Here is a 26,961-nt window from a genome sequence, read left to right as displayed (position 1 = left end):
TTTTGAACTCGCCTAATTTTCCGGCAAGGCCTGCACGGCTTGGCCGACCCTATCGGATTGTGGCTCCAACGCAGAAGTGTTCTCCAAGGGTCCAACGATCCGGATGAGGAGGGACTGGGGCATGAAAAAGATCGAAGCGATCATCAAGCCATTCAAGCTCGACGAAGTGAAAGAGGGGCTGCAAGAAGCCGGCATTCAAGGTCTTTCCGTCGTGGAGGTGAAGGGTTTCGGCCGCCAGAAAGGGCACACCGAGTTGTATCGGGGTGCAGAATACGTTGTCGATTTCCTTCCAAAGGTGAAGATCGAGGTCGTGCTTGACGACGATCAGGTCGAGGCCGCAGTCGAGGCTATCGTGGCCGCAGCCAAGACCGACAAGATCGGTGACGGCAAGATTTTCGTGAGCCCCGTCGAGCAGGCCATCCGAATTCGTACCGGCGAGACGGGCTCGGACGCTCTCTGAGCCAAGGCCGCCGCAAAGTTACGCCCTAACAATATGCAGAAAGGGAAGTAGAGAATGAGCAAGGACGCAGTTCTCAAATTGATCAAGGACGAGGACGTCGCCTACGTCGACATCCGCTTCACGGACCCGCGCGGCAAGCTGCAGCACGTGACGGTGATGGCGGACCAAGTCGACGAGGATTTCCTTGACGAAGGTTTCATGTTCGACGGCTCCTCGATCGCCGGCTGGAAATCGATCGAGGCTTCCGACATGAAGCTTCTTCCGGACACCGAGAGTGTCTACATCGACCCCTTCTACGCCGAGAAGACCATCTGCCTGCACTGCACCGTGGTCGAGCCCGATACCAACGAGCCCTACAACCGCGACCCGCGCGGCACGGCGCTGCTGGCCGAGGCCTACCTGAAGTCCTCCGGCATCGGTGACGCGGCCTTCTTCGGCCCCGAGGCCGAGTTCTTCATCTTCGACGATGTCCGCTACTCGAACACCATGAACAAGGTGTCCTACGAGGTTGACGCGCTCGACGCGGCTTGGAACACTGACACTGAGTACGAAGTCGGCAACACCGGCCACCGTCCCGGCATCAAGGGCGGCTACTTCCCGGTGAACCCGGTCGACCACGGCCAGGATATTCGCTCGGAAATGCTGTCGACCATGAAGCGCATGGGCATGAAGGTCGACAAACACCACCACGAGGTGGCGTCGTGCCAGCACGAGCTTGGCCTGATTTTCTCGAGCCTCACCGATCAGGGTGACCAGCTGCAGAAGTACAAGTACGTCATCCATAACGTGGCCGAGGCCTACGGTAAGTCGGCGACCTTCATGCCGAAGCCGATCTACGGCGACAACGGCACCGGCATGCACGTGAACATGTCGATCTGGAAGGACGGCAAGCCGCTCTTCGCCGGCGACAAGTACGCCGACCTCAGCGACGAGGCCCTGTGGTTCATCGGCGGCATCCTGAAGCACGCCAAGACCCTCAACGCCTTCACCAACCCGTCCACCAACTCCTACAAGCGCCTGATCCCCGGCTTCGAAGCCCCGGTCCTGCGCGCCTACTCGGCCCGCAACCGCTCGGGCTGCGTGCGTATTCCGTGGACGGAGAGCCCCAAGGCCAAGCGCGTCGAGGCCCGCTTCCCCGATCCGTCGGCAAACCCCTACCTGTGCTTCGCCGCACTCCTGATGGCCGGTCTCGACGGCATCAAGAACAAGATCGACCCGGGCGAGGCGATGGACAAGAACCTCTACGACCTTCCGCCGGAAGAGCTCGAAGGGATCCCGACCGTCTGCGGCTCGCTGCGCGAAGCCATGGACAGCCTGAAGGCCGACCACGAGTTCCTTCTGGCCGGCGACGTGTTCACGAAAGACCAGATCGAAGGCTACATCGATCTGAAAATGGAAGAGATCGAACTCTTCGAACACACGCCGCACCCGGTCGAGTTCGGCATGTACTACAGCTGCTGATCTTTCCCATCGGGACAGTGAAGAGAGGGGCGCCTTCGGGCGTCCCTTTTTTCGTGGGATTGGCCCCTGACCCGCGGGACAATCGGATGTCCCGGGCCGGGACATCCTCGCACTCTATATGAATCAATGGGTTAGTAAGCTGGCGTTAACCAACTGTTAAGAGTGTCCCGCGGCGCGCGGGCTATTGGCGCGAAGCTGCTCTGGGCGCGCAGCAGGTGCTGACTGTCGAATGCCAATCTAGATCTCGGGCCAATTTCGCACCATCGTCCGCGGGGAAGCTCTGGTGAGAGCGCCGCCAGTATCCGGCTGCGATACATTGGTCCTTCTTGTGCCAACCACCGATCTGGGTCACCTTTCTCCCGATACCACGATTGAAGTGGATCGATGCGCGTTGGATCCCGAATGACCGAAGAGCACTCACATGGAGGTGAAGCTCGGCGCGGCCTCTGGCGCATGATGGGCCGGTGCAGCATCTCGAACTTTGCGGTCCTCCTGATGGCCACCTTGATCCCCGGATTCGGCCCCGCCCTCGCCGGCTCTTCTCAACAGGGCCTACACTGGCAGCAGGGGCACTGGTTCAGCTACCCGCTCGAATATCGTACGCCGTGGATCCCAGAGGTGGACGTGCCTTTGATTACCTCGCGCCCGGCCATGGAGCGCGCCTTGGCCGCGGCGCCGGGGCGAACTGGCTACGTGGCCGATGGGGCCTACGACCCTACGCTTGTGACCGGGACCGAGGCGACGATGGCTTTCGCATTCCACGTCGACGACCTTCGCCCCGTGGATCGGAATCTCTTCTTCGATCCTGACTTCGTCACCGGCGGGCCAGTCGTGCAAGCGGAGATCCTGTGGGCAGGCCCCCTTGTCCCGTCACCGGATTCCATCCGTCGGTTCGAGGTCGCGGAGGCGCGTGGCCTACAGCCTGCCCCTATGGGTGAGGGACGGCTCGCTCCCTACGGGAATGTCCCATTCGAGGGCGATCCGGCCCATGCCGACTATCGCCTCCTTGAGCAAGCGGGAGCGCTCCGCGCAATGCTGCGCTGCAATGTCGCCAACGAGGATACCGGAGGCCCTGTGATCCAGCCGATCTGTGACGGCCCGGTCTGGAACACGGAGACGAACACGGTGCTCTACCTGACCTTTCCCGCCCACCTTGCCACCGCTTCTGACGGCTGGGCGAAGCCAGCAAACCAGGCCCTGAAACTCATCGATAGCTGGCGTCTGGACGACTGACGAAACGGGGAATTGATCTAGGCCGGTGATCACATCGGCACCACGCGGCTGTTCGCCGCTTGTGGCTTGAACGGCAGTCTTCCCTTCGGCGGGAAAAGCTTTCAGACCCTTGCCACCTGCCCTCTTGGCGACACCGGTCCCTCGTCCTGGGAGGATCAGCCTGCGCGAGCAACGCGCCCGCTTGCCCATCTTTACATCAAAACGCGGCGCCTTTTGTGCCTTTTGCACCTCGGCTGACTGCGGGCTCAGAGAATTATTGACTAAATGGTCAAAAAAGTCGGTGCTGGTTTCCACAGCAGCAGGAGGGATGCGCCATGACGATAGACTTGACGACACAGTTCACCGGACTCGACTTTGTTAACCCCTTCATCCTGGCCTCCGCGCCGCCGACGGAGAGCAAGCGTAAGATCCTCAAGGCCTTCGAGGCGGGCTGGGGCGGCGTGGTCACCAAGACCATCGGCCTGCACCCGGTGGAGAACGTCGCGGGGCCCAAGACGATCTACCAGCGCACCAGCGAGACGAAGCCCTACGTCTCGCGCGAGAAGCGGCCCGACACGGTGTCGCATTCCTCGTGGAACTGGGAGCTTATCTCGGACCAACCGCTGGAGCAGTGGCTGCCGGACCTGAAAGAGATCAAGGAGACCTACCCCGACCGGATGGTGATCGCCTCGATCATGGCGGGCGCGGGCAGCGAGGAGGAGATGCAGAACTGGCAGACGCTGGCGAAAGCCTGCGTCGGCGTCGGCTGCGACGCGCTGGAACTGAACCTGTCGTGCCCGCACATGGACCGCAAGGACATGGGGGCGCATATCGCCAACGACGAAGAGATCATCCAGTCGGTGCTGAAGGCGGTGAAGGCCGCGGTGGACGTGCCGATCTGGGTCAAGCTCACGCCGTCGTCCTCGTCGCTGATCGACGGGGCGGGCGCGGCCTATGCGGCGGGGGCGTCGTCGATCTCGCTCTGCAACACCTTCCCGTCGCTGCCGCTGATGGACCCCGAGACAATGAAGTTCGAGGTCGAGGTGGACGGGCTGGTGACGTCCGGCGGCCAGGGCGGCCTTGCCATCCTGCACCAGGCGCTGGACCGGGTGTCGTCGCTGTCGCGCGCCTACCCGGACAAGTCGATCTCGGGGATCGGCGGGATCAAGGGCTTTCGCGAGGCCTTCAACTTCATCGTGCACGGGGCGGGCAACCTTCAGATCTGCACCGCGGCGATGGAGGAAAAGGGCAGCGGCGGCGTGGGCGTGAAGCTCATCAAGGAGCTGACGGACGACCTTGCCGACTATCTCGAGCGGAAGGGCTATTCCTCGATCGAGGAGTTCCGGGGCGTCGCGCGCGAGCGGATCGTGGAGCATTCGCAGATCCGCCGGAAGAGCGAGGATTACAACGGCGGCTACGCGCAGTCGGCCTGAGGCCAGGGGGTGCGGGCATGCCCGCACCCTTTGCATCGCGCTCCGGACGCTCTCAGCCCTTTCCGGGAAGGTTTGCCAAAGACCGTCACTCACGTGCTGGCGCCGCGCATCGGCAGCGCCGTCTCACGATTTCTTGCGCTACGTTCCTTTGCGCATCGGGCAATCTAGGTCATCATCCTATTTGGGAATTCGAAGCGAAGGAGACCCGACATGACACTTATCGCCTCCCGCCGCATGATGATCGCAGGCGCCGCAGCCGCGAGTGCGGGCCTTTTCGCGCCCGCCATATTCCGCCCGGCCCGGGCACAAGGTTTGGCCCCCACTCCGACGATGCGGGGCGGGGCCAACAACTATCGACCCGGTGCGCCGATCGTTGACCGGATCGGCAGCGGCGGCTTCCGGATGACCGGTACCGTGCGCCGCGCCGGGGACGGCGCACCCATCGAAGGCGCCCGCATCCAGATCTGGGCCCACACGACCGAGGGCTACGAGAGCGACCCCGAGAGCCACGGCGCCACACTGACAGATGCCACCGGGGCGTTCCTGATGGACATGCCACAGATCGTGCCCACCTTCGGGCAGCCGCACGGGCACCTGGCCTATGACGCCGAGTTCGCCGGCGGCGGCTTCAAGACAGTGTTCCTGCGTCCGGTGATGTCGTCGGCCCGCGACACGCGCCTCGAGGCGCACTTCGTGCTTGCCGAGGCTTGACCCTTAGCCGGACGATCCTCGCCTGGGGCGCGCTGGCGTTGTTCGTCGCGGTTCCGGTCCTCGTCGCGGCCCTGAGCCCACTTCACGCCTATCGCCCGCCCTCCTATGTCGCGGCAAGCCTTGCGGGGGTGCTGGCGCTCGGGGTGCTTCTGATCCAGCCGCTGCTGAAGACGCGGCCACCGGGCGTGGCGCCTGCACGGTTGCGCCGCTGGCACCGGCGCACGGGCTTTGTGCTGGTCGTCCTGGTCGCCGTGCATGTCGGCGGGCTGCTGATCGCGAGCCCCCCGGATGCCATCGACGCCCTGCTTTTGCGCTCGCCCACGCCGTTCTCGGTCTGGGGCGTGACCTCCATGTGGGCCGTGGTGCTGAGCGCGGTCCTGGTGGCGCTGCGGCGCAAGATGCGGCTCAGGCCCGCGACATGGGCCGCGATCCACAACGTGCTCGCTCTGGTTGTGGTTCTGGGGACCGTGATCCACGCGGTGCAGATCGAAGGCACGATGGGCACGGTCAGCAAGTGGGCGCTTTGCCTTGCTGCCCTGGCTGCCGCGATCGCCGCCGTGGCGCGTGCCCGGTTTCCGGGAATTTCACGCCGAGGGACGTGAGCCTCTTTCACGCGGCCTGCACGTGCGGGTGCACAGTGGCGCGCATTCGCCTCGCCTGCCCCGGCGGCTTGCTGTAGTCAAACCGCGACACCCGGGCCAACCCGGGGGAACGGGGCAGCGAGAGGGGATCGGCGCGATGGTCCGGCAGGTATCTTTTTCAGCAATCTACATGGGTGTTCTGGCGGCCTTCGTGGGCTATGCCGCGTCCTTTGCCATCGTGCTGTCGGGGATCTCGGCCGTGGGGGCGAGCGAGGCGCAGGTGGCCACGGGGCTCTTCTTTGCCACGCTGGCCATGGGGCTTTGCAGCATCGTGCTGCCCGCGTTGTCGCGCATCCCGGCGGCGGTGGCGTGGTCGACGCCGGGCGCGGCCTTCCTTGCCTCGGCCCACGTCCTGCCCGGCGGCTTTGCCGAGGCGGTGGGCGCGCTGGCGGTCTGTGCGGCGCTGATCGTGCTGACGGGTTTCGTGCCCGCGCTGGGGCGGCTGGTGGCGGCGATCCCCAAGCCGCTGGCCAACGCGCTGCTGGCGGGGGTTCTGCTGCGGCTTTGCCTTGCGCCCGCGCAGGCGCTTGGCACGGCGCCGGCACTGATCCTGCCGCTGGTACTGGCCTGGGGCGCGGGGCTGGCGTGGCACCGGATGGCGGCCATGCCGTTGACGATCCTTGCCTTTCTGGTCGTGACCTTCCTTTCGGTGGACGTCACGGCGGGCATGGCGGCGGGTGGCTTCGGCCTGCCCGCGCTCGAGGCCGTCATGCCGGTCTTCAGCCTGCAGGGGGCGATCTCCGTGGGCCTGCCGCTGTACCTGGTGACCATGGCGGGGCAGAACATCCCCGGCTTTGCCGTGCTGGAGCTGAACGGCTACGCGGTCGAGCGGCAGCCGATGATCCGGCGCACGGGGCTGGCTAGCCTGCTGATCGCGCCCTTCGGCGGCATCCCGGTGAACATGTCGGCGATCACGGCGGCCATGATGGCGGGCGAGGACGCGGGCCGCGATCCGGCGCAGCGCTACTGGGCGGCGATCACCTCGGGCGTGACCTATGTCGCCATCGCCTTCTGCTCGGAGCCGATCGTGGCGCTGGCGGGCGTGGCGCCGCCGGAGCTGATCACCGCCGTTGCGGGGCTGGCGCTGGTGCCGGCGCTGGTCTCGGCGCTGTCGGGGGCGTTCAGCGTGGCTGACCGGCTGGAGGCACCGGCGCTGACCTTCCTGTTTGCCGCCAGCGGCATGACCCTGCTGGGGATCAGCGGGGCCTTCTGGGGGACACTCGCGGGCGTGCTGGTCTGGGTCGTCAAGCGTCGCTGACGCGGACCACGAAGGTGTGGATGGAGAAGACCACCGCGCCGGTTTGCGGCAGGCGCAGGATGCATTGGCGTTCGGAGCGCAGGAAGGGCGCGTCGTCGGGGTGGTCGAGCGCCTTGGGCGCGCTCTCAGTGCGCGGGTGGTGGAGCGAGGGGTCGTCGTAGCGCAGCGCGTTGAAGCGCCAGAGCGGGCGGCCGGGTTTCACCCCGTCGAAGAGCCGCTGCACCCGGCGGGCGATGTCGGCATCGTATTCGGGCACGGGCACGTGGATCGCGGTGAGGGGCTTGAGGACCTTCTCGGAAAGCGTCCAGCTGGCGGGGAAGCAGAGCACGGCCCCGGTGAGCACGTGTTCCTCGCCGCGTTTTTCCAGCAGGCAGAGGTCCTCCTGTACGAGGTGGCCAAGGGTGCCCATCGGGTCGGTCCGGTCGAGGGTGACGCGGGCGCAGTCGGGGCGGGTGATGGCGGTGTCTGTGGCGTGGAAGTCCTCGGGCAGCGCGGCAATGACCGTGTCGAGCAGCTCCAGCGCGGCGGGCATGGCGGCGGGGTCGAGGCGGAGGACATCGTCGCGACGGTCCCGCAGGAGGGTTTCGCGCAGGGCCATCTGGTCGGCGAAGGCCTCGTCAACCATGAGCCAGTCGGCGGGATCGAGCGGCGCGATGCCCGGCAGCTTGCGGGCGGCGTCGATGTCGTAGGGAAGGCGCGATTGCAGGATCATGCCCCTGCCCTAGCCCGCCGCGCGGCGCTTGGACAGAGGGCTGGTGTGACGCGGCCTGCTACTGTGGCGCGCGATCCAGCCACGCGAGCACCCCGCGGTGATCCGAGCCGAGCCGCGACATCACCTTTGCACCGCCGTCGAAGCCTTCCGGCGCAAGGATGTGGTCGATGGTGACCGGCAGGTGGATGAACGGCAGGACAAAGCTGGCGCGGCCGGGACCGGCGCGGCGGGCCCCTGCGGCGCGGCCCATCCGGCGCACGGCGTGCGACCAGGGCACAGCGTTGAAATCGCCCGCCAGAAGCACCGCCCCCTCGAGCCCCTCGAGAACCGGCAGGAGCTCGTCCACCTCGATCGCCTGACCGCGCGGCCAGGGCCAGTTGAGGTGCACAGAACCGATCCACATTGGCCCGGCCCCGGTCCGGACGCGCAGCAGGGCGAGACCGCCGTCCGGCAGGCACTCGACGCTGCCCTCCTCGACCGGCAGGCGCGTAAGCACGGCCTCGCCGAACCTGTCGCCCACGGGACAGAAATGCTGGTGCGGATAGAGGTCGGAAAGCGCATCGATGATCGCGACGTTCTGCTTGGAGACCTCCTGCAGGGTGATGACGTCGGGCGCCTGCCTGCGGATCTCGGCCAGGAAGGCCTCGTGGTCGGTTCGGGAATAGAGCAGGTTCTGCTGGTAGAGTGTCAGCATGGGCTCTGCAGGTTCCTCCGGCGCAAGCCCCGGCAGGTGCGGAATGAGAGCCGCCGCGGCGATGAGCGCAGCCGGCACCGTCGCGGTCAGCGGGCGCCAGAGCAGCAGCGCGCCCGCAATCGTAACCACGGCCAAGGGGATACGGAAGACACCGATGGTGTCGCCCGCCGGGTGCAGCCGCGCGCCGAAGCCCGCCAGCAACAGCAGGAAGGCAAGCGCCGTGACGACCACCAGGACGCGCCGCAGGGCGCCCCCCTCAGGCGGCACGATCTGTCCCGGAATGACGTGGCATCAGGAGCCCGAAAGCGCCGCGTTCAGGGCCGGGACAAAGCGCTGCTCGTAGTCCGTGCCCACGAGCGGCCCGGCAAAGCGAAAGAGCACCTCGCCCTCGCCGTTCACGATGAAGGTCTCGGGCGGGGCGGTCACACCCCAGTCGATGGCGGTGCGCCCGCGCGGATCGAAAGGCACGGCCATGAAGGGATTTTCATATTCTTCAAGGTACTGGCGGGCGTTCCCCTCCTGATCCTTGAAGTTCACGCCGACGATGCGCAGGCCCTCGTCCTCGGCCATCTCCATCAGGCGCGGATGCTCGGCCCGGCAGGGCGGGCACCAGCTGGCCCAGAAGTTCACAAGCGTGAGCTCGCCCGAGCGGAGGTCCTCGGCCGTGACGCCCGGGTAGCCCGGCAAGGCGGTCTCGGTGATCGGCGGGGCCTCCTGCCCGACGCGGGTCGAGGGCAGCCCGTCGGGGTCCTCGCGCAGCATGCCGAAGTAGACCAGCGCCGCGAAGCCCGCGAAGATCACCGGCGGCAGCGCCATGAGCGGCGAAATCCTAGCCATGATGCTGTCTCCCCTGCCGGTCCTCGACGCGCGCAAGCTGCGCCTTCACGCGGCGGGCGCGGGCCACGCTGAGCCCCACGAGCACCGCCAGAAGCCCCAGCGAGACGCCGTAGGCGCTGAGCACGGAAACCGCGTATTTGCCAAGTTCGGGCATCAGTAAGCCCCTTCCCTTGCGATGAGCGCGCGCATCCGGCGGGCCCGGATCTCGGTCTGGGTGCGCAGGAAGACGAGCGCGACGAACAGCAGGATGAAGCCCGCCATGCAGACGAGCAGCGGGTACCAGAAGACGTCAGCCACGTTCTCCTCGGCGTCCATCGACAGCGACGCGCCCTGGTGCAGGCCCTGGTTCCAGAACAGCACCGCGTAGCGCGACAGCAGCGCGAAAACCGACCCGACAAGGCAGAGGATCGCGGTCAGGTCGGCGGCGGTGTCGTCATTCTCGATCGCCTCCCAGAGCGCCATGTAGCCGAGGTAGAACAGGAACAGGATCAGGAAGGAGGTCAGCCGCGGGTCCCAAGCCCACCAGGTGCCCCACATGGGCTGGCCCCAGATGGCGCCGGTGGCCAGCGCGATGAGCGTCATGACCGCGCCCACGGGGGCGGCGGCACGTGCGGCCAGCGCGCTCACGTGGTGGCGGCGCACGATCCAGACGAGCGAGGCCACGAGCATCATAAGCCACGCGTTGATCGCCATGAGAGCGGCGGGCACGTGCAGGTAGATGATCTTGACGGTTGAACCCTGACGATAGTCCTCGGGCGTGAAGAAGAATCCCCAGACCAGCCCCACGGCAAGACAGGCCACCGCCGCCACCGAGATCCACGGCAGCAGGCGGTCCGTCGTGCGGATGAACTTTACCGGATTGGCGTATTCCCAGATCGATGCCATGCCTCGGCCCTGTCGTTTGGTCCCCCGGTTACACCTCAAATCGCGGCCCGAGGCAACGGCACCGGGCTGCGACTGAAAGGCCCTTCAGCGCAGGTTGATGCGCAGCACCGCCGCGCTGGCGAAGGGCAAAAGCGCCAGCGTGCCGAAGCTGATCCCAGCCAACATCAAAAGCGGCGCCTCGACCTCCAGCCCCGCGGCGCCGCGGCGGGCCAGTTCGGCGCCGAAGATCAGGGTCGGCACGTAGAGCGGCAGCACCAGCAGCGACAGCAGCAGCCCGCCACGCTTCAGCCCCACGGTGAGCGCCGCGCCGAAGGTGCCGATGACCGACAGCGCCGGGGTGCCGAGCGCGAGGCTCACCAGCACCCAGAGGTAGGCGCCCTGCGGCAGGCTCAGCAGCACGCCGAGCGCAGGCGCGGCCAGAACCAGCGGTAGCCCGGTGGTGAGCCAATGCGCGGCGGCCTTGATCGTCACGATGGCCTCGAGCGGCAGGGGCGCCGTGGCCAGCAGGTCGAGCGATCCGTCCTCCCAGTCGAGCGCGAAGATCCGGTCGAGCGAGAGCAGGCAGGCCAGCAGCGCCCCGATCCAGAGCACGCCGGGCGCGATACGCGACAGAAGCTCGGTCTCGGGGCCGACGCCGAAGGGGATGAGGACGGTGACGATCAGGAAGAAGGCGAGGCCCAGGCCAAAGCCCCCGCCCGCCCGCACGGCGAGCTTGAGGTCCCGAGACAGTAGCGCGATCACAGGAAGGCCTCGTCCTGCACGGCGGCGCGGGGACGCGCGCGCAGGGACGTGACGTCGAAGATCCCGGCCTCCGGGATGCCGAGGTCGATGTGCGTGGCCATGAGCGCCGAGCCCCCCTGCCCGAGATGCGCGCGCACGGCGTCGGCAAACAGCGCGACCGAGGCCGCGTCGAGCGACACGGTCGGCTCGTCCAGCACCCAGAGCGGCCGCCCCGTCACCATGAGCCGCGCCAGCCCCAGCCGGCGCTTCTGCCCGGCCGAGAGGTTCCCCGCCAGCCGATCCTCCAGCCGTTCGAGGTCGAAGGCCGCGAGCGCCGCGCCAATCTCGCTCAGCCCAAAGACCCGCGCCCAGAAGCGCAGGTTTTCGCCCACGCTGAGCATAGCCTTCAGCCCGTCGGCATGGGCGGCATAGGCCACCCGCTCGCCCGCGCCCTCGATCGTGCCTGAAAGCTCGGGTTGCAGCCCCGCCACCGTGCGCAGAAGCGTGGTCTTGCCCGACCCATTCGGCCCGCGCAGCACCAGCGCCCGGCCGGGCGCGAGCGAGAAGCTCACCCCCTCCAGCACCGGCACGCCGCCGCGCGCCACGGTCACGTCCGCAAGCGTCAGGTCCAAGACAGCCCCCTGCGCTTCTTCTCGCTGAAAATACCTCGGGGGAGTCGCGGCGCAGCCGCGGCGGGGGCAGAGCCCCCTTGCCCTCCCCGAAAAGCCATCACAGCCCGTAGATCCCCGCGAACTTCGCCTCGAGGTAATCCAGCAGCGGCCCCTCGCTGGGCGCCGCACCACAGGCGCGGGTCACGACCTCGCGCGGCTCGTAAAGCCCGCCGTGGCGTTGCAGGTTCTCGCGCAGCCAGCCGGTGGCGCCGGAGGTGTCACCGCGGGCCAGCTGGTCGTCGAGATCGGGCACCGCGCCGCGCAGCGCCTCGTTCAGGCAACCGGCGTAGACGTTGCCGAGGCTGTAGGTCGGGAAATAGCCGATGAGGCCGAGCGACCAGTGCACGTCCTGCAGCACCCCGTCCGAGGCCTTTTCGACGGGGTAGCCGAAGTCCGCGAGGAAGCGCGCGTTCCAGGCCTCCTCGAGGTCGTCCACGTCGAGCGTGCCGGCGATGAGCTGGCGTTCGAGATCGAAGCGCAGGAAGATGTGCAGGTTGTACTGCACCTCGTCGGACTCCGTCCGGATGTAGCCGTTCTGCACGCGGTTCACGGCGGCGTAGAAGGCCTCCGGATCCATGCCGAGATCGCCGAAGCTCTCGGTCATCATGCCGTGCAGGTGGCCGCAGAAGGCTCGGCCGCGGCCGAGCTGGTTCTCGTAGATGCGCGACTGGCTTTCGTGCACGCCCATGGAGACGCCCTGCCCCAGCGGCGTGAGGCGATAGGCCGGGTCGATGCCCTGCTCGTAGGAGGCGTGGCCGGTCTCGTGAATGGTCGAGAAGATGCAGTTGAACGGGTCGAGCGGGTTGGTGCGCGTGGTGATGCGCACGTCGTCGCCGCTGCCCGAGCTGAAGGGGTGCACCGCCTTGTCGACGCGGCCGCGGCTGAAGTCGTAGCCGAAGGTGGCCGCGATCCTCCGGGTGAGCTCCATCTGGGCGTCGTCGTCGTAGGTGCCCTCGAGGCCCCGCGGCATGGGCTTGCCAAGCACCTTCTCGCGCAGCGCCACGAGGCGCGGGCGCAGGGCGCCGAACATGGCCTCGAGGTCGGCGGCGGTGGCGCCGGGCTCATAATCGTCCATGAGCGCGTCGTAGGGATCGCCACCATCGGCCAGCGCCGCACCCTCCTCGCGCTTGAGGCGCACGACCTCTTTCAGCATGGGGGCGAAGGCGGCGAAATCGTCTTCGGCGCGGGCCTGTGCCCAGACCGCGTGGCTGCGCGAGGTGGTGCGCGCGATCTCGGCGGCGAGCTTGACCGGCAAGCGGCGGGTGCGCTCGTAGCTGCGGCGGATGTGGCGCAGGTTGGCGCGGCCGACCTCGTCGAGGCTCGCCTCGTCGATGGCGGCAAGCCAGTCGCCGATGCGCGGCTCGGTCTTGCGGGCGTGCAGGACGTGCTCCATCGCGGCGAGCTCGTCGCTGCGCTGGTCGCCGGCGCCCTTGGGCATCACCGTTTCCATGTCCCAGTGCAGCCGCCCGGCCACCTGTCCCAGCGCCTCGGTGTCGCGCTGGTATTCCATCAACTCGTCGTAGGCACTCATGCGCGGGCTCCGCGGATCGTCGTTTGAATGGGGTAGCGCGCGGCGAAACGCGCGCGCAGGATCAGCGCCCAGAGCACGACCGCACCGAGCTGGTGCAGGATCGCGATCTGAAGGGGCGCCATGTAGAGGACGGTCACGATGCCGAGCAGCATCTGCACCACCATCATGGCCGCGACGGCGTTGAAGCGGAAGCGCGTGTCGGGGTGCGAGGACTTGCGCCCGCGCAGCCAGACGACGACGCCGAAGACGAACAGCAGGTAGCCCGCCATGCGGTGCATGAACTGCACGGTGCCGTCATTTTCAAAGAAGTTGCGCCAGAGGGGTTCGATCTGGAGCGGATCGGGCGGCAGGAAGCCCCCAGCCATGAGCGGCCAGTCGGAGTAGTTCCGCCCAGCGTCGATGCCCGCCACCAGCGCGCCCAGCAGGATCTGCAGGAAGGCGAAGTGCAGAAGCCCCGTCGACATCGAGAAGAGCTTGGGCTCGGCAAGCCTGCGGGCCTGCATGAGCTGGCGCTCCTCGCGGCCCAGAGCGTAGACATACCACGCGATGAAGCCGAGGATCACGAAGGCCAGCCCCAGGTGCGAGGCCAGCCGGTAGGAGGCGACCGAGACCATCTCGCCCGAGAGGCCCGAGTAGACCATCCACCAGCCGATGGCCCCCTGCAGCCCGCCGAGCACGCCGATGCCGAGCAGGCGTCCGGTCCACCCCGGGGGGATCTTCCGGGTCACGAGGAAGCCCAGGAAGCCGAGCGCCCAGACCAGACCGATGGCGCGGCCAAGCTGCCGGTGGCCCCATTCCCACCAGTAGATGAACTGGAACTCGGTCAGGGTCATGCCCTTGTTGAGCAGTTCGTACTGCGGGATCTGGCGGTATTTCTCGAACTCCGTTTCCCAGTCGGCGGCATTCATGGGGGGCAGCGCGCCGGTGACCGGGCGCCATTCGGTGATCGAGAGGCCGGATTCGGTGAGACGGGTCAGCCCTCCGACGGCGATCATGACGACCACCATGGCGAAAAGCACCATCAGCCAGACGCGCACCGCCCCGCGTGCGCCGCGCCGTCCGGCGTCGATCATGCCGCCCTTGGGTACCTCGCGCGAGGCGCCGGTTTCCGTCACATCCTCGAAAAGCTTGCGTTTTTCCGCCATCCGACCCTCCGGTTTGCGGCGGACACTAGACCCCGGCCCCTGCCGCTTCAAGCGGGACGGGTTGGCGCAGGGAGGGGGCAGAAACGTCAGGCAAACCTTACTATCGCTAATGGCGAGTTCCGCGCTATACTTTCATGGAAAGCGCGTTTCAGCAGTCCGAGTTTCCACGGTCCTCCCTGTGCCTTGACCGGCACCACCTCCGGGCAGAGTTCACTCTGCCCGGTCTTTTCTTCTGCGCACCATCTGCCGAAGCATGCCGTGCAGCATCCGCACGTCGGCCTGTGTCAGTGGCATCCGCGACCACATGTTGCGCAGGTTGACCTTCATGCCCTCTGCCTTGGTCTCGGGGAAGAAGAAGCCGGCCTCGTCCAGCACCTCTTCGTAGTGCGTGGACAGGTGGTCGCGCTCGACGGCACTGGCCCATTCCGTGCCGCCCATCTCGGTCACCATGTCGGGGGCCTCGGCGCTGGCGCGGCGCCATTCGTAGGCCACCAGCAGCACGCACTGGGCGAGGTTCAGCGAAGGGAACTCGGGGTTCACGGGCACCGAGATGATCGCGTTGGCCTGGGCGATGTCGGCATTCTCGAGCCCGGCGCGTTCGGGGCCGAACATGACCGAGACCCGGCCGCCTTGGGCGATGTGCTCCTGCGCGGCGCGCATGGCGGCCTCGGGCGAGTAGACGGGTTTCGTCATGCCGCGGGGCCGCGCGGTGGTGGCGAAGGTGAGCGTGCTGTCGTCGAGCGCCTCGGGCAGCGTACCGCTGAGGATCGCGTTGTCGAGCAGCCGCCCCGCCCCACTGGCCATGGCGGTCGCCTTGGGATTGGGCCAGCCGTCGCGGGGGCTCACCAGCCGCATCCGGTCGAGCCCGAAGTTCCACATGGCGCGCGACGCCGCGCCGATGTTCTCGCCCATCTGGGGGCGCACCAGCACGAAGGCCGGGCCTGCCTGTTGCGTGTACATGACACCCCTCCGGTTCTGCGTGCGCCCCTCTAGGCCGCGCGGTGGCGTGGTGCAAGGCTTGGCGGTGGCAGGACGACGGCGGGGCGCAGAAACCCGATGGTCAAAGCCCGAAGGGCGCGGTATGAGACCGGCCCAAAGAATGATAGAGCCTTACGGAGCCTTCATGCCCGAGCAGGACGCCCCCCAGATCTACCTCATCACGCCGACCGAGATCGATCTCGGCAGCTTTCCCGACACGCTTGCACGCGTGCTCGACCGGGTGGAGGTCGCCTGCCTGCGCCTCGCGCTGGCAAGCCACGACGAGGACGTGCTGGTGCGCGCCGCCGACGCGGTGCGCGAGGTGGCGCATCAGCGCGACATCGCCACGGTGATCGACACGCACGTGGTGTTGGCCGAACGGCTGGGGCTGGACGGGGTGCACCTGTCGGGATCGCGGGGCGTGCGCGCGGCGCGCAAGACGTTGGGCAATGACGCTATCGTGGGTTGTCATTGCGGCCAGTCGAGCCACGACGGGATGAGCGCGGGCGAGGCCGGCGCGGATTACGTGGCCTTTGGCCCGGTGGTCGAGACCGGACTGGGCGACGGGGCCGTGGCCGAGCGGGACCTGTTCCAGTGGTGGTCTGAGATGATCGAGGTGCCGGTGGTGGCCGAGGGTGGGCTGACCGTCGAGAAGGTGGCCGAGCTGGCGCCCTTCACCGATTTCTTCGGCATCGGCCCGGAGATCTGGCGCGAGGACGATCCCGCCGCGGCGCTGGAGCGGCTTCGGGCGGCGATGGGCTGAGGCGCGGGCCTCGGGTCAGCGACGCCGCGCCCGGTCGGGCGGTTTCGCTTGCTAACTTGAACAAGATGCGAGCCATGCCCTGAAACGCCCGGAACAAGGGGCTTCAGCCCCGCCGGGCCAGCGCCGGACCGTCCGGTCGCACCAGAGGTGCGCCGATTATCCGTCGGCACGCCTCCGGCGTGACGGTCTGGCGCTTTTGCAATTGGAGGGCATCGTTCAGAGGTCATCCGGGCTTGGCCGGGATAAAGCGCCTACCTCAAAGGGCGCTGCGCCACACCACGGTCCTGCGCTGGCCCGGCTGGCGTTGCACTTGCGCCAGCAGGCACCCTGTGCGGCAAGCAGACTGCATCAGTCCTCTACTTTCTCCGTCCAGACGGTGAACTCGGCGAGGTCGTGCAGGCCGAAGCTGTGGGTGAGCGGCACGTCCGCCGCGTCGCGCCCGCGCGAGATCAGCACACGGCCGTAGCGCGTGTCGTTGTTGCGGGGATCGAAGGTCCACCAGCGGCCACCGAGGTAGACCTCCATCCAGGCCGCGAAATCGGGCACCGGGGCGGGCGCGTTGCCGATGTCGCTGACGTAGCCGTTGCAGTAGCGCGTGGGGATGTTGAGCGCGCGACAGAGCGCGACGGCGAGGTGCGCGAAGTCACGGCAGACGCCCACGCGGTCCTCGAGCGCGCCGACAGCGGTGCGGGTGTCGCGGGCCTGTTCGTAGTCGAAGGTGACGTGGTTGTGCACGAAGTCGCAGACCGCCTGCACCCGGGGCCAGCCCTCGGGCGTGTTGCCGAAGCGTTGCCAGGCGAAGTCCGACAGCACATCGGATTCGCAGTAGCGCGAGGGCAGCAGGAAGCCGAGCGTGTCGCTGGGCAGCAGCTCGACCGGGACCTGCGCCGCGTCGGGGGCGACCGGATCGGGGGTGCCGTCGTCCTGTAGGTAGGCGTCGGTCGAGACGGTGAAACGCCCGGCGGGGGCCACCAGGCGGTTGCACCAGTTGCCGAAGCTGTCGCGGTAGCCTTCCACCGGGACCGTGGGCTCGGTCACGAGGTGATCGGGGCGTTCCAGATCGCTTGCCCGTGAATAGTGCACGTTGACCAGCAGGATCATCGGCGTCGGCGCCGGTATGTCGTAGCTCATCCGGCATCCTACACGCATGCGCATGTCGTCACTCCCTCGTCCTCGTCCTGACCCTGTTGTCGTCCGTCGCGGCCCGGCCGTTCACCCCGACGCATCCGAACGTTGCTTCTATCACGAAGGTTGCATGGCTGCCATGGCGTGACCACCCGAAGGCGAAGGTCACACCGGCTACGGCTCAATTTTACACCGAACCGGCGCCCCGTTCATGGCCGTCGCGCACCTGCGTCTCGAGCCGGGCGGCGAGCGTCTTGCGGTTGGGAAAGTCGTCGACGCGCAACGGCGGGTGGTAGCGCAGTTCGACGCGGCCCTGCTGGCGTTGTGCCAGCACGCGCAGAAGGCTGGGGCCGAAGTCCATGTCACCCCACCAGCCGTAGAAGCGCGGGTCCTCGCCCGTCGGCGCGTGGTAGACGACGCTGACCGCCTGCACCTGCATGGAATGCCGCAGCGGCTCGGCGAAGAAGGCGGCGAACAGCGTGGTCCGGAAGGGCAGCACGCGCATGCCGTCGGTCGATGTACCCTCGGGGAAGAACAGCAGTCGCTGGCCCTGCAGGAGGCGTTCTTCGAAGGCGCGGGTCTGGGCCGTTGCCTCGCGCCGGTCGCGCGCGATGAAAAGCGTGCCGGTGGCCCGCGCCAGCCAGCCGATGCCGGGCCAGCCCGCCACCTCGGCCTTGGAGACGAAGTAGACGTTGCGCCGGCTGTTGAGCGCGAAGATGTCGAGCCAGCTGGTGTGGTTGGCGACGATGGCGCCGGGCCCGGTCATCCGGGGGCCGCGGGCCGAGATCGGCAGCCGCAGGATGACGAAGGCCATGCGGCAGACGAACTGGGTGATCCAGGGCGTCACCGGGCGGCGCACACCGCACAGCGGACGTTCCACCAGGCGGACAAGCAGCAGGAGCGCGAGGCATCCGAAGGTAACGGTGCCGAGCGCCCCGCCCCGCCAGATCACGCGCAGCCAGTCGCCTGCGCCAAGCGGCGGTCGGGCGGGCGGCTCTCCGCCCTCCCAGGTGAGGCTCATGCGCCCCCGGCGCGGGTGTAGAGCCCCGCCTGCCGCGCGTTGAGGCGCGCGCTGTCCATGACAAGACAGATGTCGGTGGTGTTGAAGTCGTGGTCGACGTAGGCGCCCTCGCCCACGAAGCCGCCGAGACGAAGGTAGCCCTTGATCAGCGCCGGCACCTCGAGCATGGCCGCGCGGCGGTCGAGATCGGCCTCGGGGATAAGATCCATGGACTGGAAGGCGCGGGAGCGCACGCGCAGCTCCTCCGGCGCAAGGTGCCTGTGATGCAGCAGCGAGAGCGGCGCGGCGAGCGCCTGCGGGTCGGTGCCGTGGAAGCTGGCGACGCCGAAGAGCACCTCGATCCCGTGCTGGCGCACGTAGTCGGCCAGCCCCTGCCAGAGCAGGAACATCGCCGGGCCGCCGCGGTAATCGGGGTGCAGGCAGGACCGGCCGAGCTCCATCAGCCGGCGTCCGCTGTTGCGGAGCTGAGAGAGGTCGTATTCGTCCTCGGAGTAGAACTGGCCGGCGCGGGCCGCCTGGTCGTCGCGCAGGAGGCGGTAGACGCCGACCACCTCGCCGCGATTCGTGTCGGTGGCGATCAGGTGGTCGAAATAGGGATCGAAGCGGTCGCGTTCGAGGCGATTTTCGTGATCCACCAGCGGGCCGTCGCCCCCAAGCTCCTCGACAAAGACGTCGTACCGCAGGCGCTGCGCGGCCGCGATCTCGTCTTCGGAGCCCGCAAGGCGCACGTCGAAGCCCTGCGCGGCCGCCATCCTCTGCCCCACAACCGTCATAGGGCTGCTTCTAGTCGATCACTTTCAAGCCAACAAGCCTCGACAGGGGAGACCGGGGAGAGGTGTGCGCGACGGAGATGAAAGGCTATGTTAACCTTCCTTAAACCATCTGGCCGTTAACCTAATCTCCGAAGTACGGGACAAGTGTGATCAGGCGACCATCCAGAACCAGCTTGCCTTCATCGGGAAAGTTCACCGTGATCTTCCCGCCGATGTTGGACTGCACCTGTCCGACGCCCCAGTCGGGACGGTCGGGATTCTGGACGAGCATGCCTGGCTCGAGCATCTGGTTCAGGTCACTCATGACTCCCTCCCATGGTGGAGTACGATATGTCGGACGATAGGGCGGCGCTCGCCGCATTGGTAGGGTCGCGCCTCTGCCACGATCTCATCAGCCCGATTTCAGCCATCCAGAACGGGCTGGAGCTGATCGCGCTGGAACAGGCCAGCGCCGCCCCTGCCCCGGAAATGCAGCTGATCCAGGACAGCTGCACCAATGCCACCGCGCGGATCCGGCTTTTCCGCGTGGCCTTCGGGTCGGCAGGGTCCGAGCAGGTCATGTCCAGCCGGGACATGACCGATATCCTGGCCGGTGTCACGCAGGGCGGGCGGATCGCTGCAAAGTGGACGCTTACCGAGGATCTGCCCCGGTTCGAGGCGCAATTGCTCAGCCTCGCCTTTCTGTGCTGCGAAAGCGCCCTCTCCGCGGGTGGCGAAGTCAGCTTCGCGCGGGTGGACGGGATCTGGCAGATCGTGGCGAGCGGGCCGCGGATGCGGATCGAACCCGAGATCTGGGCCTGTCTCGGCGGGCCGGCGGTCGTGGAGGAGATCTCACCATCGCGGGTGCAGTTCGCGCTGCTGTCGCTTTTCGCCCGCGAAAGCGGCATGGGCCTTCTGGCCCGCACCGAAGAGACGCGCATCGACATCCGGATCGGCTAGACCCCCGGGCCTAGCCGCGCACCGTTCCGTTTCCGGTTACGAGGTACTTGAAGCTGGTGAGTTGTTCCGCCCCGACCGGGCCGCGGGCGTGCATCTTGCCTGTGGCGATGCCGATCTCGGCGCCCATGCCGAATTCGCCGCCGTCGGCAAACTGCGTCGAGGCGTTGCGCATGAGGATGGCGCTGTCGAGCCGCTGGAAGAAACGGTCGGCGCAAGCGTCGTCCTCGGTGAGGATGCAGTCGGTGTGGTTGGAGCCGTACTGGCGGATATGGGCGATGGCGGCGTCCACGTCGGGCACGACCTTGGCCGCGACGATCATGTCGAGGTATTCGCGGCCCCAGTCGTCGTCCTGCGCCGGTGTGATGCCCTCGATGCCCTGAAGCGTCGCGTCGCCGCGCACCTCGACCCCGGCCTCGGCCAGCGCACCGAGGATGTCGCGGCCGAGGGTCCCGGCGACGTCCTCGTGGATCAGCAGGCATTCGGCGGCGCCGCAGATGCCGGTGCGGCGGGTCTTGGCATTCAGCACCACCTCGAGCGCCTTGGCCGGGTCGGCGGCCTTGTCGATGTAGATGTGCACGATGCCTTCGAGGTGGGCGAAGACGGGCACGCGGGCCTCGCGCTGTACGAGGCCGACGAGGCCCTTGCCGCCGCGCGGCACGATCACGTCGATGGTGTCGGTCATGGTGAGCATCTCGCTCACCGCGGCGCGGTCGCGGGTGGGGACAAGCTGGATCGCGTCCTCGGGCAGGCCCGCAGCGCGCAGCCCCTCGACGAGGCAGGCGTGGATGGCGCCGGAGGAATGGAAGCTTTCCGAGCCGCCGCGCAGGATGACGGCGTTGCCGGCCTTGAGGCAGAGCGCGCCCGCGTCGGCGGTCACGTTGGGGCGCGATTCGTAGATCACGCCGACAACGCCGAGCGGCGTGCGCACGCGCTGGATGTGCAACCCGCTGGGGCGGTCCCATTCGGTCATGACGGCGCCCACGGGATCGGCCTGGGCGGCGACGGCGCGCAGGCCGTCGCAGATGCCCTTGATGCGGTCCTCGTCGAGCTTGAGCCGGTCCATCATGGCGTCGCTCAGGCCCTTGTCGCGGCCGAAGGCGATGTCCTTGGCGTTTTCCTCGACGATCTCGGCGCGGCGGGCCCAGACGGCGTCGGCGGCGGCCTCGAGGGCTGCGCGTTTCACCTCGGCTGGGGCAAAGGCAAGCTCCGCAGCGGCCGTTTTCGCGCGCTGGCCGATTTCGGCCATCAGGGCGGGAATGTCGGTCATGTCCTTCATGTCGGAGCCTCCTGAACCTTTTGCAGGATGGGGATTGGACCCTTGGTTAACCGGTTTTCGCCGATGTCTGAAGGGCCATGTCGTCCCGGTGGATGAGCACGGCGCGACCGGGGTAGCCCAGAAGCTCCTCGATCTCGGCGCTGCGGTGGCCGGCGATGAGGCCGGCCTCTTCGGCGGTGTAGCGGGCGAGGCCGTGGCCCAGCACGTGGCCCTCGGGATCGCGGATGGCAACCGGGTCGCCGCGGCCGAAGTTGCCCTCGATGCGGGACAGCCCCGCGGGCAGGAGCGACTTGCCCTGCCCCAGCGCGCGGACGGCGCCCGCGTCGACAAAGACGGCTCCGCGCGGCTTCATGGCCGAGATCCAGCGCTTGCGGGCGATATGGGGATCGGTCTGCGGCGTGAAGAGGGTGCATTTCGCGCCCTCTTCGAGCGCGCGCAGGGCGTGGGCGGAAGCGCCCTGCCCGATCAGCATGGCGCAACCGGCAGCGGTGGCGGTCTTGGCGGCGAGCACCTTGGTCTTCATGCCGCCCTTGGACAGGCCCGAGCCCGCGTCGCCGGCCATGTCCTCGATCGCGGGGGTGATTTCGGCCACTTCGGCCAAGTGCCGGGCGTCGGGGTCGCTGTTGGGGTTGCCGGTGTAGAGCCCGTCGACGTCCGACAGCAGCACAAGCATGTCGGCGCCCACGGTGACGGCCACCTGCGCGGCGAGCCGGTCATTGTCGCCGTAGCGGATCTCGTCCGTGGCGACGGTGTCGTTCTCGTTCACGATGGGGACCGTGCCGAGGTTGACCAGCGTGCCCAGCGTGGCGCGGGTGTTGAGGTAGCGGCGGCGCGAGGTGGTGTCCTCGAGCGTGACCAGCACCTGCGCGGTGGTGATGTCGTGAGGCGCGAGCGCCTCTTCGTAGGCGCGGGCGAGGCGGATCTGGCCGACGGCGGCGGCGGCCTGGCTTTGTTCAAGCGGCAGCGTGCCTTCGGCCAGCTTCAGCACGCCGCGCCCCAGCGCGATGGAACCCGACGAGACAAGGATCACGTCCGCGCCGCGCGCCTTGAGGCGGGCGACGTCCTCGGCCAATGCCTTGAGCCAGTCGGCGCGCAGCGCGCCGGTGTCGCGGTCGACCAGAAGCGCCGAGCCGATCTTGACGACGATCCGCCGTGCCGAACTCAGGGTTCCCAAGGACCTTCCTCCTCGAGGTGGTCGCCGCGTTCGAAGGCGCGCTTCTCGGAGACGTGGGGCCGCAGGGCGCGGAGCACCTCCTGCACGCCTTCACCGCTGGCGCCGGACATGAGGCGCACGTCCTCGGCCCCGGCGGCTTCCAGCTCCTCCTTGAGGAAGGCGCGTTCCTCGTCGTCGAGCGCGTCGATCTTGTTCAGCACGGTCACGCGCGGCTTGTCGGCGAGGCCCGCACCGTAGGCGTCGAGCTCGTTGCAGATGGTCTGCCAGTCCTCGATGAGCGAGCCGCTGGTGCCGTCGAGCAGGTGCAGCAGCACCGCCGAGCGTTCGACGTGACCGAGGAAGATGTCGCCCAGACCGCGCCCCTCGTGTGCGCCCTCGATGAGGCCGGGAATGTCGGCCACGACGATCTCGGTATCGTCGACACCAACCACGCCGAGATTCGGGTGCAGCGTGGTGAAGGGATAGTCGGCGATCTTGGGCCGCGCGTTGGAGGTCGCGGCGAGGAAGGTGGACTTGCCCGCGTTGGGCAGCCCGACAAGGCCGACATCCGCGATGAGCTTCAGTCGCAGCCAGAGCGTGCGCTCGACACCCGGTTGGCCGGGGTTGGCGCGGCGCGGGGCCTGGTTGGTCGAGGTCTTGAAGCGCAGGTTGCCCCAGCCGCCGTTGCCTCCGCGTGCGAGCTGCACGCGCTGGCCCAGTTCGGTCAGGTCGGCCACGACCGTTTCGCCGTCCTCGTCGAGGATCTCGGTGCCCACGGGCACGCGGAGGGTAATTTCCTCGCCGTCGCGGCCGGTGCGGTTGCTGCCCATGCCGCCCTGCCCGTTCTGGGCGAACCAGTGCTGCTGGTAGCGGAAGTCGATGAGCGTGTTGAGACCGTCCACGGCCTCGGCCCAGACGCTGCCGCCGTCGCCGCCGTCACCGCCGTCCGGGCCGCCGTATTCGATGAATTTTTCGCGGCGGAAGCTGATGCAGCCGTTCCCGCCCCCGCCCGAGCGGATGTAGACCTTGCAGAGATCGAGGAACTTCATGGGATGGGCTTTCGCGTATGGCCTTTGGCGGGGGTGTATCCCCTGCGCCCTGCCGCCTCAAGCGGCGTGGTGGCACCCCCGGGACCGTCCCCGGGGGCATGAGGGATGCGCCCGACCTGTCAGCCGAGACGCTTGAGATAGGTCCAGGTCGGCACGGTGGCACCGCGGGCGACGGAATAGGCCTCGGCATCGCCGATGTAGTCGAAGCCGCAGTGCACCAGCACCCGCGCCGAGGCGGGGTTGTCCTGAAAGACGCTGGCGAACATCGTCTCGCTTCCCAGAGGGTTGGCATCGACCAGCGCCTGCACCGCCTCGGAGGCGAGGCCGGTGTTCCAGTAGGGCGGCGCAACCCAGAAGCCGATCTCGGACTGGTTGCGATCCATGCGTTCGAGCGCGATCACGCCCATGAGCTCGGACCCGCCGGTCTTGGTCGAATCCATGACCCAGATGTCCTCGTCGCGGCCGTCCTTGGTGGCACGGGTCACGAAGGCCTCGGACGCGCCGGGCGGCAGCGGGTGGGGAATCGACGTGGTCATGCGCGCAAGACGCTTGTCCGAGGTGTAGAGCTCCAGAAGGCCCATGTCGGACCGGCGCACCGGGCGCAGGTCGAAACGTTCCGTGGAGATCACCTGCTGGTCCTGGACCGGGGTCTCGATGTTCATGTCGCTCCTCCTCTGAACGGCACGTGGCGCGGGCTCTCCGCACCTTGTTGAACCGCGGGGTCTTGCGGTCCTGCTAAACCTGCCAGCCCCCCGGCCGTTCCGCCGGTCCGTGACACGGGCATGCGGAAACGAAGAAGGGGACCGGCGCCTTGCCGATCCCCTTCATGTGTTCGTTGCGCCGGGGTTCGGCTTATTCGGCAGCCTCCGCTGCCGGCAGCACGGAAATGAAGGTACGACCCTTCAGGCCCTTGCTGAAGGACACGTTGCCCTCCGTCGTGGCGAAGATCGTGTGATCCTTGCCCATGCCGACGCCTTCACCGGGCCAGAACTTCGTGCCGCGCTGGCGCACGATGATGTTGCCCGGGATTGCGAGTTCACCGCCGTAGAGCTTCACGCCCAGTCGACGGCCGGCAGAGTCGCGTCCGTTACGGGAGGAACCGCCTGCTTTCTTGTGTGCCATGTGTCTCTCTCCTTAGGCTCAGGCCAGCGTCTTCGCCTGCTCGACCCACTCGGGCTTCACCTTGGTCGCCTCGAAGGTGTCGGCGTCCAGGGCTGCGAGCTGGGCAAAGGTGGTGATGCCGGCTTCGTACAGCTTCTTGGCGGCGGCGGGGCCGACACCGTTGATCTTGGTCAGGTCGTCGCCTGCGCCCTCGGCCGTGCCGGCCGCGGAGGCGGGTTCGGCCTTGGCTTCGTTGTTCTTGACGCGGGCGACCATGTCGTCCTGTTCGTCCGCGTTCGAGGTGTAACGGTCGACGCCGAGACCAAGAGCCCCGGCAACGCCGGCACCCATGGCGGCCTTCACGCCGGTCTTGTCGCCACCCTCGGACAGGATCTCGGTGATCCGGACGGTGGTGAGCTGCTGGCGGTGACCCTTGGTCCGCTTGGAGCTGTGCTTCCGGCGGCGGCGGGTGTAGTGGATGACCTTCTCACCCTTGATCTGGTCGACCACTTCGGCCTGTACCGCGGCGCCGGCCACGAAGGGCGCGCCCACGACGGTGCTGTCGCCGCCGAGCATCAGGATGTCGTTGAACTGGACGGTTTCGCCCGCATCGGCGGCCAGCTTCTCGATCCGGAGCGTGTCGCCCGACTGGACCTTGTACTGTTTGCCACCGGTTTTCATAACCGCGAACATCTATCGCGTTCCTCTTCTTCTCTGCCGCGTCCTGTGGCCCCCGGATCGGGCGTTTCGCGGAAGGGCCCCTGCCCTGCCAGCCTCGGACGGCGTGCCCCGCGGTGCGGGACAATGTTGACAAAAACGAAAGGCGGGGCCGAAGCCCCGTCTCTGCGTAGCGCGCATATGGTCCGCGACGGCCCCTCTTGTCAAGCGCGCAGGCTGCCTCGCGCGCGTCTTTTCAGAGGTCCTCGCCCTGCATTTCCCGCGCCGCGGCGAGACCGAGCGCGTAGGAGATCGAATCGTACATGGTGTTGAAGCCGGTGAAGAGCGCGCGGTTCATCAGGCGCCCTTCGTCGGTGGCCGAAAGCTCCACGTAGTCCTCGAGCCGGGCCTGCTCGAGCGGCGTGTAGGCCATGAGCATGAAGCCGTAGAGCCAGTCGCGGGTGTCTGCGCGGGTTTCCTCCTCGGTGGCCCAGACCTCGGAGAGGATCTCGCCCTCGGTGATCTCGATCGCGCCGCCGTCGGCGAGGCCCTGGTAGAACTGGAACGAGGCGTTCAGGGCACCGGCGACGTTGGCCTCGACAAGGTCGTTGGCCTCGACGAAGCGCTCCACCTCCAGCAGCACCGGGTCGTCACTGCCCTCGATGGCACGGAAGCGCTCGCGCGCGGCGGCCTCGGTGCCCTCGTCGATCATCGCCTCGCGCGCTACGAGTTCCAGCGCGACCACGTGCTGCCCCTCCTGGCTTTCGAGGAAGTCAAGGATCGCGGGAACCTCCTGTCCTTCGAGCCCCTCTTCGACGCCCTCGCGGACGATCTCGCGCATGCGATCGGTGTCGTAGATCTCGGACACGACCTCTTCCCAGCGCGCGCTGGCGGGGCGTCCGAACATGTCGGTCGAAAGATCGCGACCGTAGTCCATCCCCTCGTCGCGCATGATCCGGAGCATGTCGTCGATGCGCAGCGCCTCGAGCAGATCGTCGGCGGGCGCTGCCCGAAGCGGCACGGATGTCACGATGAGCGCGGCAAGCGCACTGGCGAGAAGACGGGGCATGATCGATCCTCAATGAAGGCCGTATCCAGCTTAGGGCGCGGCCCGCATCTTTCCAATGGCCTCACCCTGGGTCAGGTCGGGAAATTCCCTGTTGCACGCCCCGGGACGATTTACTAGATGGCTCTCCACACGACCCCCGCGGAGAGGTGCCGGAGTGGTCGAACGGGGCGGTCTCGAAAACCGTTGACCCTTCACGGGGTCCCAGGGTTCGAATCCCTGTCTCTCCGCCACTACTCCCTGATTTTATTAGGGAAATCTGCGTTTCGAGGCGGCTACCCGCCAAAGACCCCGCCATTGAGGAAAAGCTTGCCAACGGACGCCTGACAGATGCCCGCATCTCGCTGGCCTCTCCCACACCTAGAGCGCCAGCGCTAGATCAGGCGCCAGCGCTAGATCAGGCCCGCGCCGCCGCTTCTTTAATCGCAAGCTGCACATCCAGCTCGGCGACCCCCTGCAAGACCTCTCCGTTACTTGCGAGCTGGAAGCCTGAGAACTTCTTCAGAACCGTCTGCTCAATGTCCTGGGCGGTTTGAGCGTCGGCGACCTTGTGCGTGAAAGTCAGCTTCCACTCCAGCTTTGTTACTTCCGTCGGCTCTGTTGCGCAAATCGCCTGATAGCCGAGGCTCCCCTTTCCCCGGACGCACTTATCCCATGGGCTCGGTGACAGGTATTCCGAGCGCGGTGTA

At 67.4% G+C, this 26,961-nt stretch carries 31 protein-coding genes and 1 tRNA gene; 10 read left to right on the top strand and 22 right to left on the bottom strand.

From position 1 onward, the window contains the following. Nucleotides 1-121: 121 nt before the first annotated feature. The 7 genes from C8N44_RS12120 (at nucleotide 122) to C8N44_RS12090 (ending at nucleotide 7,176) form a co-directional block, all read left to right on the top strand. Nucleotides 122-460 carry a P-II family nitrogen regulator gene (locus C8N44_RS12120; protein ID WP_107976877.1) on the top strand — a complete coding sequence of 113 codons (339 nt, stop codon included), beginning with the start codon at nucleotides 122-124 and terminating at the stop codon, nucleotides 458-460. Between the two features lie 54 nt (nucleotides 461-514). Then, a complete protein-coding gene (gene glnA / locus C8N44_RS12115; protein ID WP_107976875.1) occupies nucleotides 515-1,921 on the top strand; it encodes a type I glutamate--ammonia ligase in 1,407 nt (468 codons plus the stop codon). A gap of 495 nt (nucleotides 1,922-2,416) precedes the next feature. Next, the gene (locus C8N44_RS12110; protein ID WP_146178840.1) at nucleotides 2,417-3,154 is read left to right on the top strand and encodes a hypothetical protein; all 738 of its coding nucleotides are present in this window, start codon (nucleotides 2,417-2,419) and stop codon (nucleotides 3,152-3,154) included. Between the two features lie 314 nt (nucleotides 3,155-3,468). Then, nucleotides 3,469-4,566 (top strand): tRNA-dihydrouridine synthase, encoded by a 1,098-nt coding sequence (locus C8N44_RS12105; RefSeq protein WP_107976871.1) that lies wholly within the window; start codon nucleotides 3,469-3,471, stop codon nucleotides 4,564-4,566. 210 nt (nucleotides 4,567-4,776) lie between these two features. Beyond that, nucleotides 4,777-5,277, top strand: a complete 501-nt coding sequence (locus C8N44_RS12100; RefSeq protein ID WP_107976869.1) for a peptidase associated/transthyretin-like domain-containing protein — start codon at nucleotides 4,777-4,779, stop codon at nucleotides 5,275-5,277. Further along, nucleotides 5,274-5,879 (top strand): ferric reductase-like transmembrane domain-containing protein, encoded by a 606-nt coding sequence (locus C8N44_RS12095; protein WP_107976867.1) that lies wholly within the window; start codon nucleotides 5,274-5,276, stop codon nucleotides 5,877-5,879. The genes C8N44_RS12100 and C8N44_RS12095 overlap by 4 nt, the downstream gene beginning before the upstream one ends. A 136-nt stretch (nucleotides 5,880-6,015) precedes the next feature. Further along, complete coding sequence (locus C8N44_RS12090; protein WP_107976865.1) at nucleotides 6,016-7,176, top strand: benzoate/H(+) symporter BenE family transporter; 1,161 nt, start codon at nucleotides 6,016-6,018, stop codon at nucleotides 7,174-7,176. Here C8N44_RS12090 and C8N44_RS12085 read toward each other — a convergent pair. From C8N44_RS12085 to C8N44_RS12040, 10 genes are all read right to left on the bottom strand, one after another. Then, a complete protein-coding gene (locus C8N44_RS12085; RefSeq protein ID WP_107976863.1) occupies nucleotides 7,163-7,888 on the bottom strand; it encodes a heme-dependent oxidative N-demethylase family protein in 726 nt (241 codons plus the stop codon). The genes C8N44_RS12090 and C8N44_RS12085 overlap by 14 nt on opposite strands. A gap of 58 nt (nucleotides 7,889-7,946) precedes the next feature. After that, nucleotides 7,947-8,849, bottom strand: a complete 903-nt coding sequence (locus C8N44_RS12080; protein WP_107976861.1) for an endonuclease/exonuclease/phosphatase family protein — start codon at nucleotides 8,847-8,849, stop codon at nucleotides 7,947-7,949. Between the two features lie 24 nt (nucleotides 8,850-8,873). Continuing rightward, on the bottom strand, nucleotides 8,874-9,419 hold the full coding sequence (locus C8N44_RS12075) for a DsbE family thiol:disulfide interchange protein (protein ID WP_107976859.1): 546 nt from the start codon (nucleotides 9,417-9,419) through the stop codon (nucleotides 8,874-8,876). Beyond that, nucleotides 9,412-9,576, bottom strand: a complete 165-nt coding sequence (gene ccmD / locus C8N44_RS12070) for a heme exporter protein CcmD (protein WP_107976858.1) — start codon at nucleotides 9,574-9,576, stop codon at nucleotides 9,412-9,414. Before ccmD ends, C8N44_RS12075 begins: the two co-directional genes overlap by 8 nt. Then, entirely contained in the window at nucleotides 9,573-10,304 is a 732-nt protein-coding gene (locus C8N44_RS12065; RefSeq protein WP_107976856.1) for a heme ABC transporter permease, read from the bottom strand. The genes ccmD and C8N44_RS12065 overlap by 4 nt, the downstream gene beginning before the upstream one ends. An 84-nt stretch (nucleotides 10,305-10,388) precedes the next feature. Continuing rightward, entirely contained in the window at nucleotides 10,389-11,045 is a 657-nt protein-coding gene (gene ccmB, locus C8N44_RS12060) for a heme exporter protein CcmB (protein ID WP_107976854.1), read from the bottom strand. Beyond that, nucleotides 11,042-11,656 (bottom strand): heme ABC exporter ATP-binding protein CcmA, encoded by a 615-nt coding sequence (gene ccmA / locus C8N44_RS12055; protein ID WP_107976852.1) that lies wholly within the window; start codon nucleotides 11,654-11,656, stop codon nucleotides 11,042-11,044. The genes ccmB and ccmA overlap by 4 nt, the downstream gene beginning before the upstream one ends. A gap of 97 nt (nucleotides 11,657-11,753) precedes the next feature. Beyond that, nucleotides 11,754-13,226: a carboxypeptidase M32 gene (locus tag C8N44_RS12050; RefSeq protein WP_107976850.1), complete on the bottom strand. Its 1,473-nt coding sequence runs from the start codon at nucleotides 13,224-13,226 to the stop codon at nucleotides 11,754-11,756. Next, nucleotides 13,223-14,371: a heme A synthase gene (gene ctaA / locus C8N44_RS12045; RefSeq protein WP_107976848.1), complete on the bottom strand. Its 1,149-nt coding sequence runs from the start codon at nucleotides 14,369-14,371 to the stop codon at nucleotides 13,223-13,225. The genes C8N44_RS12050 and ctaA overlap by 4 nt, the downstream gene beginning before the upstream one ends. A gap of 210 nt (nucleotides 14,372-14,581) precedes the next feature. Then, nucleotides 14,582-15,331, bottom strand: coding sequence for an RNA methyltransferase (locus tag C8N44_RS12040; RefSeq protein WP_107976846.1), 750 nt, complete (start codon nucleotides 15,329-15,331; stop codon nucleotides 14,582-14,584). Nucleotides 15,332-15,494: 163 nt separating this feature from the next. Here C8N44_RS12040 and C8N44_RS12035 point away from each other — a divergent pair, with 163 nt between their 5' ends. Continuing rightward, nucleotides 15,495-16,112 (top strand): thiamine phosphate synthase, encoded by a 618-nt coding sequence (locus C8N44_RS12035; protein ID WP_107976844.1) that lies wholly within the window; start codon nucleotides 15,495-15,497, stop codon nucleotides 16,110-16,112. 348 nt (nucleotides 16,113-16,460) lie between these two features. Here C8N44_RS12035 and C8N44_RS12030 read toward each other — a convergent pair whose 3' ends face one another. The 4 genes from C8N44_RS12030 to C8N44_RS12015 all read right to left on the bottom strand — a co-directional run bounded on the left by C8N44_RS12030 (nucleotide 16,461) and on the right by C8N44_RS12015 (nucleotide 19,335). Beyond that, complete coding sequence (locus C8N44_RS12030) at nucleotides 16,461-17,267, bottom strand: transglutaminase-like domain-containing protein (protein ID WP_107976842.1); 807 nt, start codon at nucleotides 17,265-17,267, stop codon at nucleotides 16,461-16,463. 157 nt (nucleotides 17,268-17,424) lie between these two features. Beyond that, entirely contained in the window at nucleotides 17,425-18,258 is an 834-nt protein-coding gene (gene olsA / locus C8N44_RS12025) for a lyso-ornithine lipid O-acyltransferase (protein ID WP_107976840.1), read from the bottom strand. After that, nucleotides 18,255-19,031 (bottom strand): L-ornithine N(alpha)-acyltransferase, encoded by a 777-nt coding sequence (gene olsB, locus C8N44_RS12020; protein WP_244641074.1) that lies wholly within the window; start codon nucleotides 19,029-19,031, stop codon nucleotides 18,255-18,257. Before olsB ends, olsA begins: the two co-directional genes overlap by 4 nt. A 121-nt stretch (nucleotides 19,032-19,152) precedes the next feature. Beyond that, nucleotides 19,153-19,335: a DUF3553 domain-containing protein gene (locus tag C8N44_RS12015; RefSeq protein ID WP_107976838.1), complete on the bottom strand. Its 183-nt coding sequence runs from the start codon at nucleotides 19,333-19,335 to the stop codon at nucleotides 19,153-19,155. A gap of 11 nt (nucleotides 19,336-19,346) precedes the next feature. On the opposite strand from C8N44_RS12015, the gene C8N44_RS12010 reads away from it, so the two are divergent. Beyond that, nucleotides 19,347-19,970: a histidine phosphotransferase family protein gene (locus C8N44_RS12010; RefSeq protein WP_107976836.1), complete on the top strand. Its 624-nt coding sequence runs from the start codon at nucleotides 19,347-19,349 to the stop codon at nucleotides 19,968-19,970. A gap of 10 nt (nucleotides 19,971-19,980) precedes the next feature. Here C8N44_RS12010 and C8N44_RS12005 read toward each other — a convergent pair whose 3' ends face one another. The 7 genes from C8N44_RS12005 to C8N44_RS11975 all read right to left on the bottom strand — a co-directional run bounded on the left by C8N44_RS12005 (nucleotide 19,981) and on the right by C8N44_RS11975 (nucleotide 26,275). Beyond that, the gene (locus C8N44_RS12005; protein ID WP_107976834.1) at nucleotides 19,981-21,246 is read right to left on the bottom strand and encodes a glutamate-5-semialdehyde dehydrogenase; all 1,266 of its coding nucleotides are present in this window, start codon (nucleotides 21,244-21,246) and stop codon (nucleotides 19,981-19,983) included. Between the two features lie 46 nt (nucleotides 21,247-21,292). Then, on the bottom strand, nucleotides 21,293-22,420 hold the full coding sequence (gene proB / locus C8N44_RS12000) for a glutamate 5-kinase (protein WP_107976832.1): 1,128 nt from the start codon (nucleotides 22,418-22,420) through the stop codon (nucleotides 21,293-21,295). Next, complete coding sequence (gene obgE / locus C8N44_RS11995) at nucleotides 22,408-23,448, bottom strand: GTPase ObgE (protein ID WP_107976830.1); 1,041 nt, start codon at nucleotides 23,446-23,448, stop codon at nucleotides 22,408-22,410. The genes proB and obgE overlap by 13 nt, the downstream gene beginning before the upstream one ends. A gap of 119 nt (nucleotides 23,449-23,567) precedes the next feature. Next, nucleotides 23,568-24,110, bottom strand: a complete 543-nt coding sequence (locus C8N44_RS11990; protein WP_107976828.1) for a GNAT family N-acetyltransferase — start codon at nucleotides 24,108-24,110, stop codon at nucleotides 23,568-23,570. 190 nt (nucleotides 24,111-24,300) lie between these two features. Continuing rightward, nucleotides 24,301-24,570 (bottom strand): 50S ribosomal protein L27, encoded by a 270-nt coding sequence (gene rpmA, locus C8N44_RS11985; RefSeq protein WP_107976826.1) that lies wholly within the window; start codon nucleotides 24,568-24,570, stop codon nucleotides 24,301-24,303. An 18-nt stretch (nucleotides 24,571-24,588) separates the two neighbouring features. Next, nucleotides 24,589-25,242, bottom strand: coding sequence for a 50S ribosomal protein L21 (locus C8N44_RS11980; protein ID WP_107976824.1), 654 nt, complete (start codon nucleotides 25,240-25,242; stop codon nucleotides 24,589-24,591). A 220-nt stretch (nucleotides 25,243-25,462) separates the two neighbouring features. Continuing rightward, nucleotides 25,463-26,275, bottom strand: coding sequence for a hypothetical protein (locus C8N44_RS11975; RefSeq protein ID WP_107976822.1), 813 nt, complete (start codon nucleotides 26,273-26,275; stop codon nucleotides 25,463-25,465). A 140-nt stretch (nucleotides 26,276-26,415) separates the two neighbouring features. On the opposite strand from C8N44_RS11975, the gene C8N44_RS11970 reads away from it, so the two are divergent. Next, nucleotides 26,416-26,505 (top strand) — tRNA-Ser (locus C8N44_RS11970). 164 nt (nucleotides 26,506-26,669) lie between these two features. Here C8N44_RS11970 and C8N44_RS23380 read toward each other — a convergent pair. Beyond that, a partial coding sequence (locus tag C8N44_RS23380; RefSeq protein WP_158274047.1) for a hypothetical protein occupies nucleotides 26,670-26,961 on the bottom strand: 292 nt, incomplete at its 5' end.

It is taken from the genome of Allosediminivita pacifica, assembly GCF_003054175.1.
Lineage (GTDB): Bacteria > Pseudomonadota > Alphaproteobacteria > Rhodobacterales > Rhodobacteraceae > Allosediminivita > Allosediminivita pacifica.
Note: the sequence above shows the minus strand (reverse complement) of the source record. Positions and strands in the feature narration are given on the sequence as shown.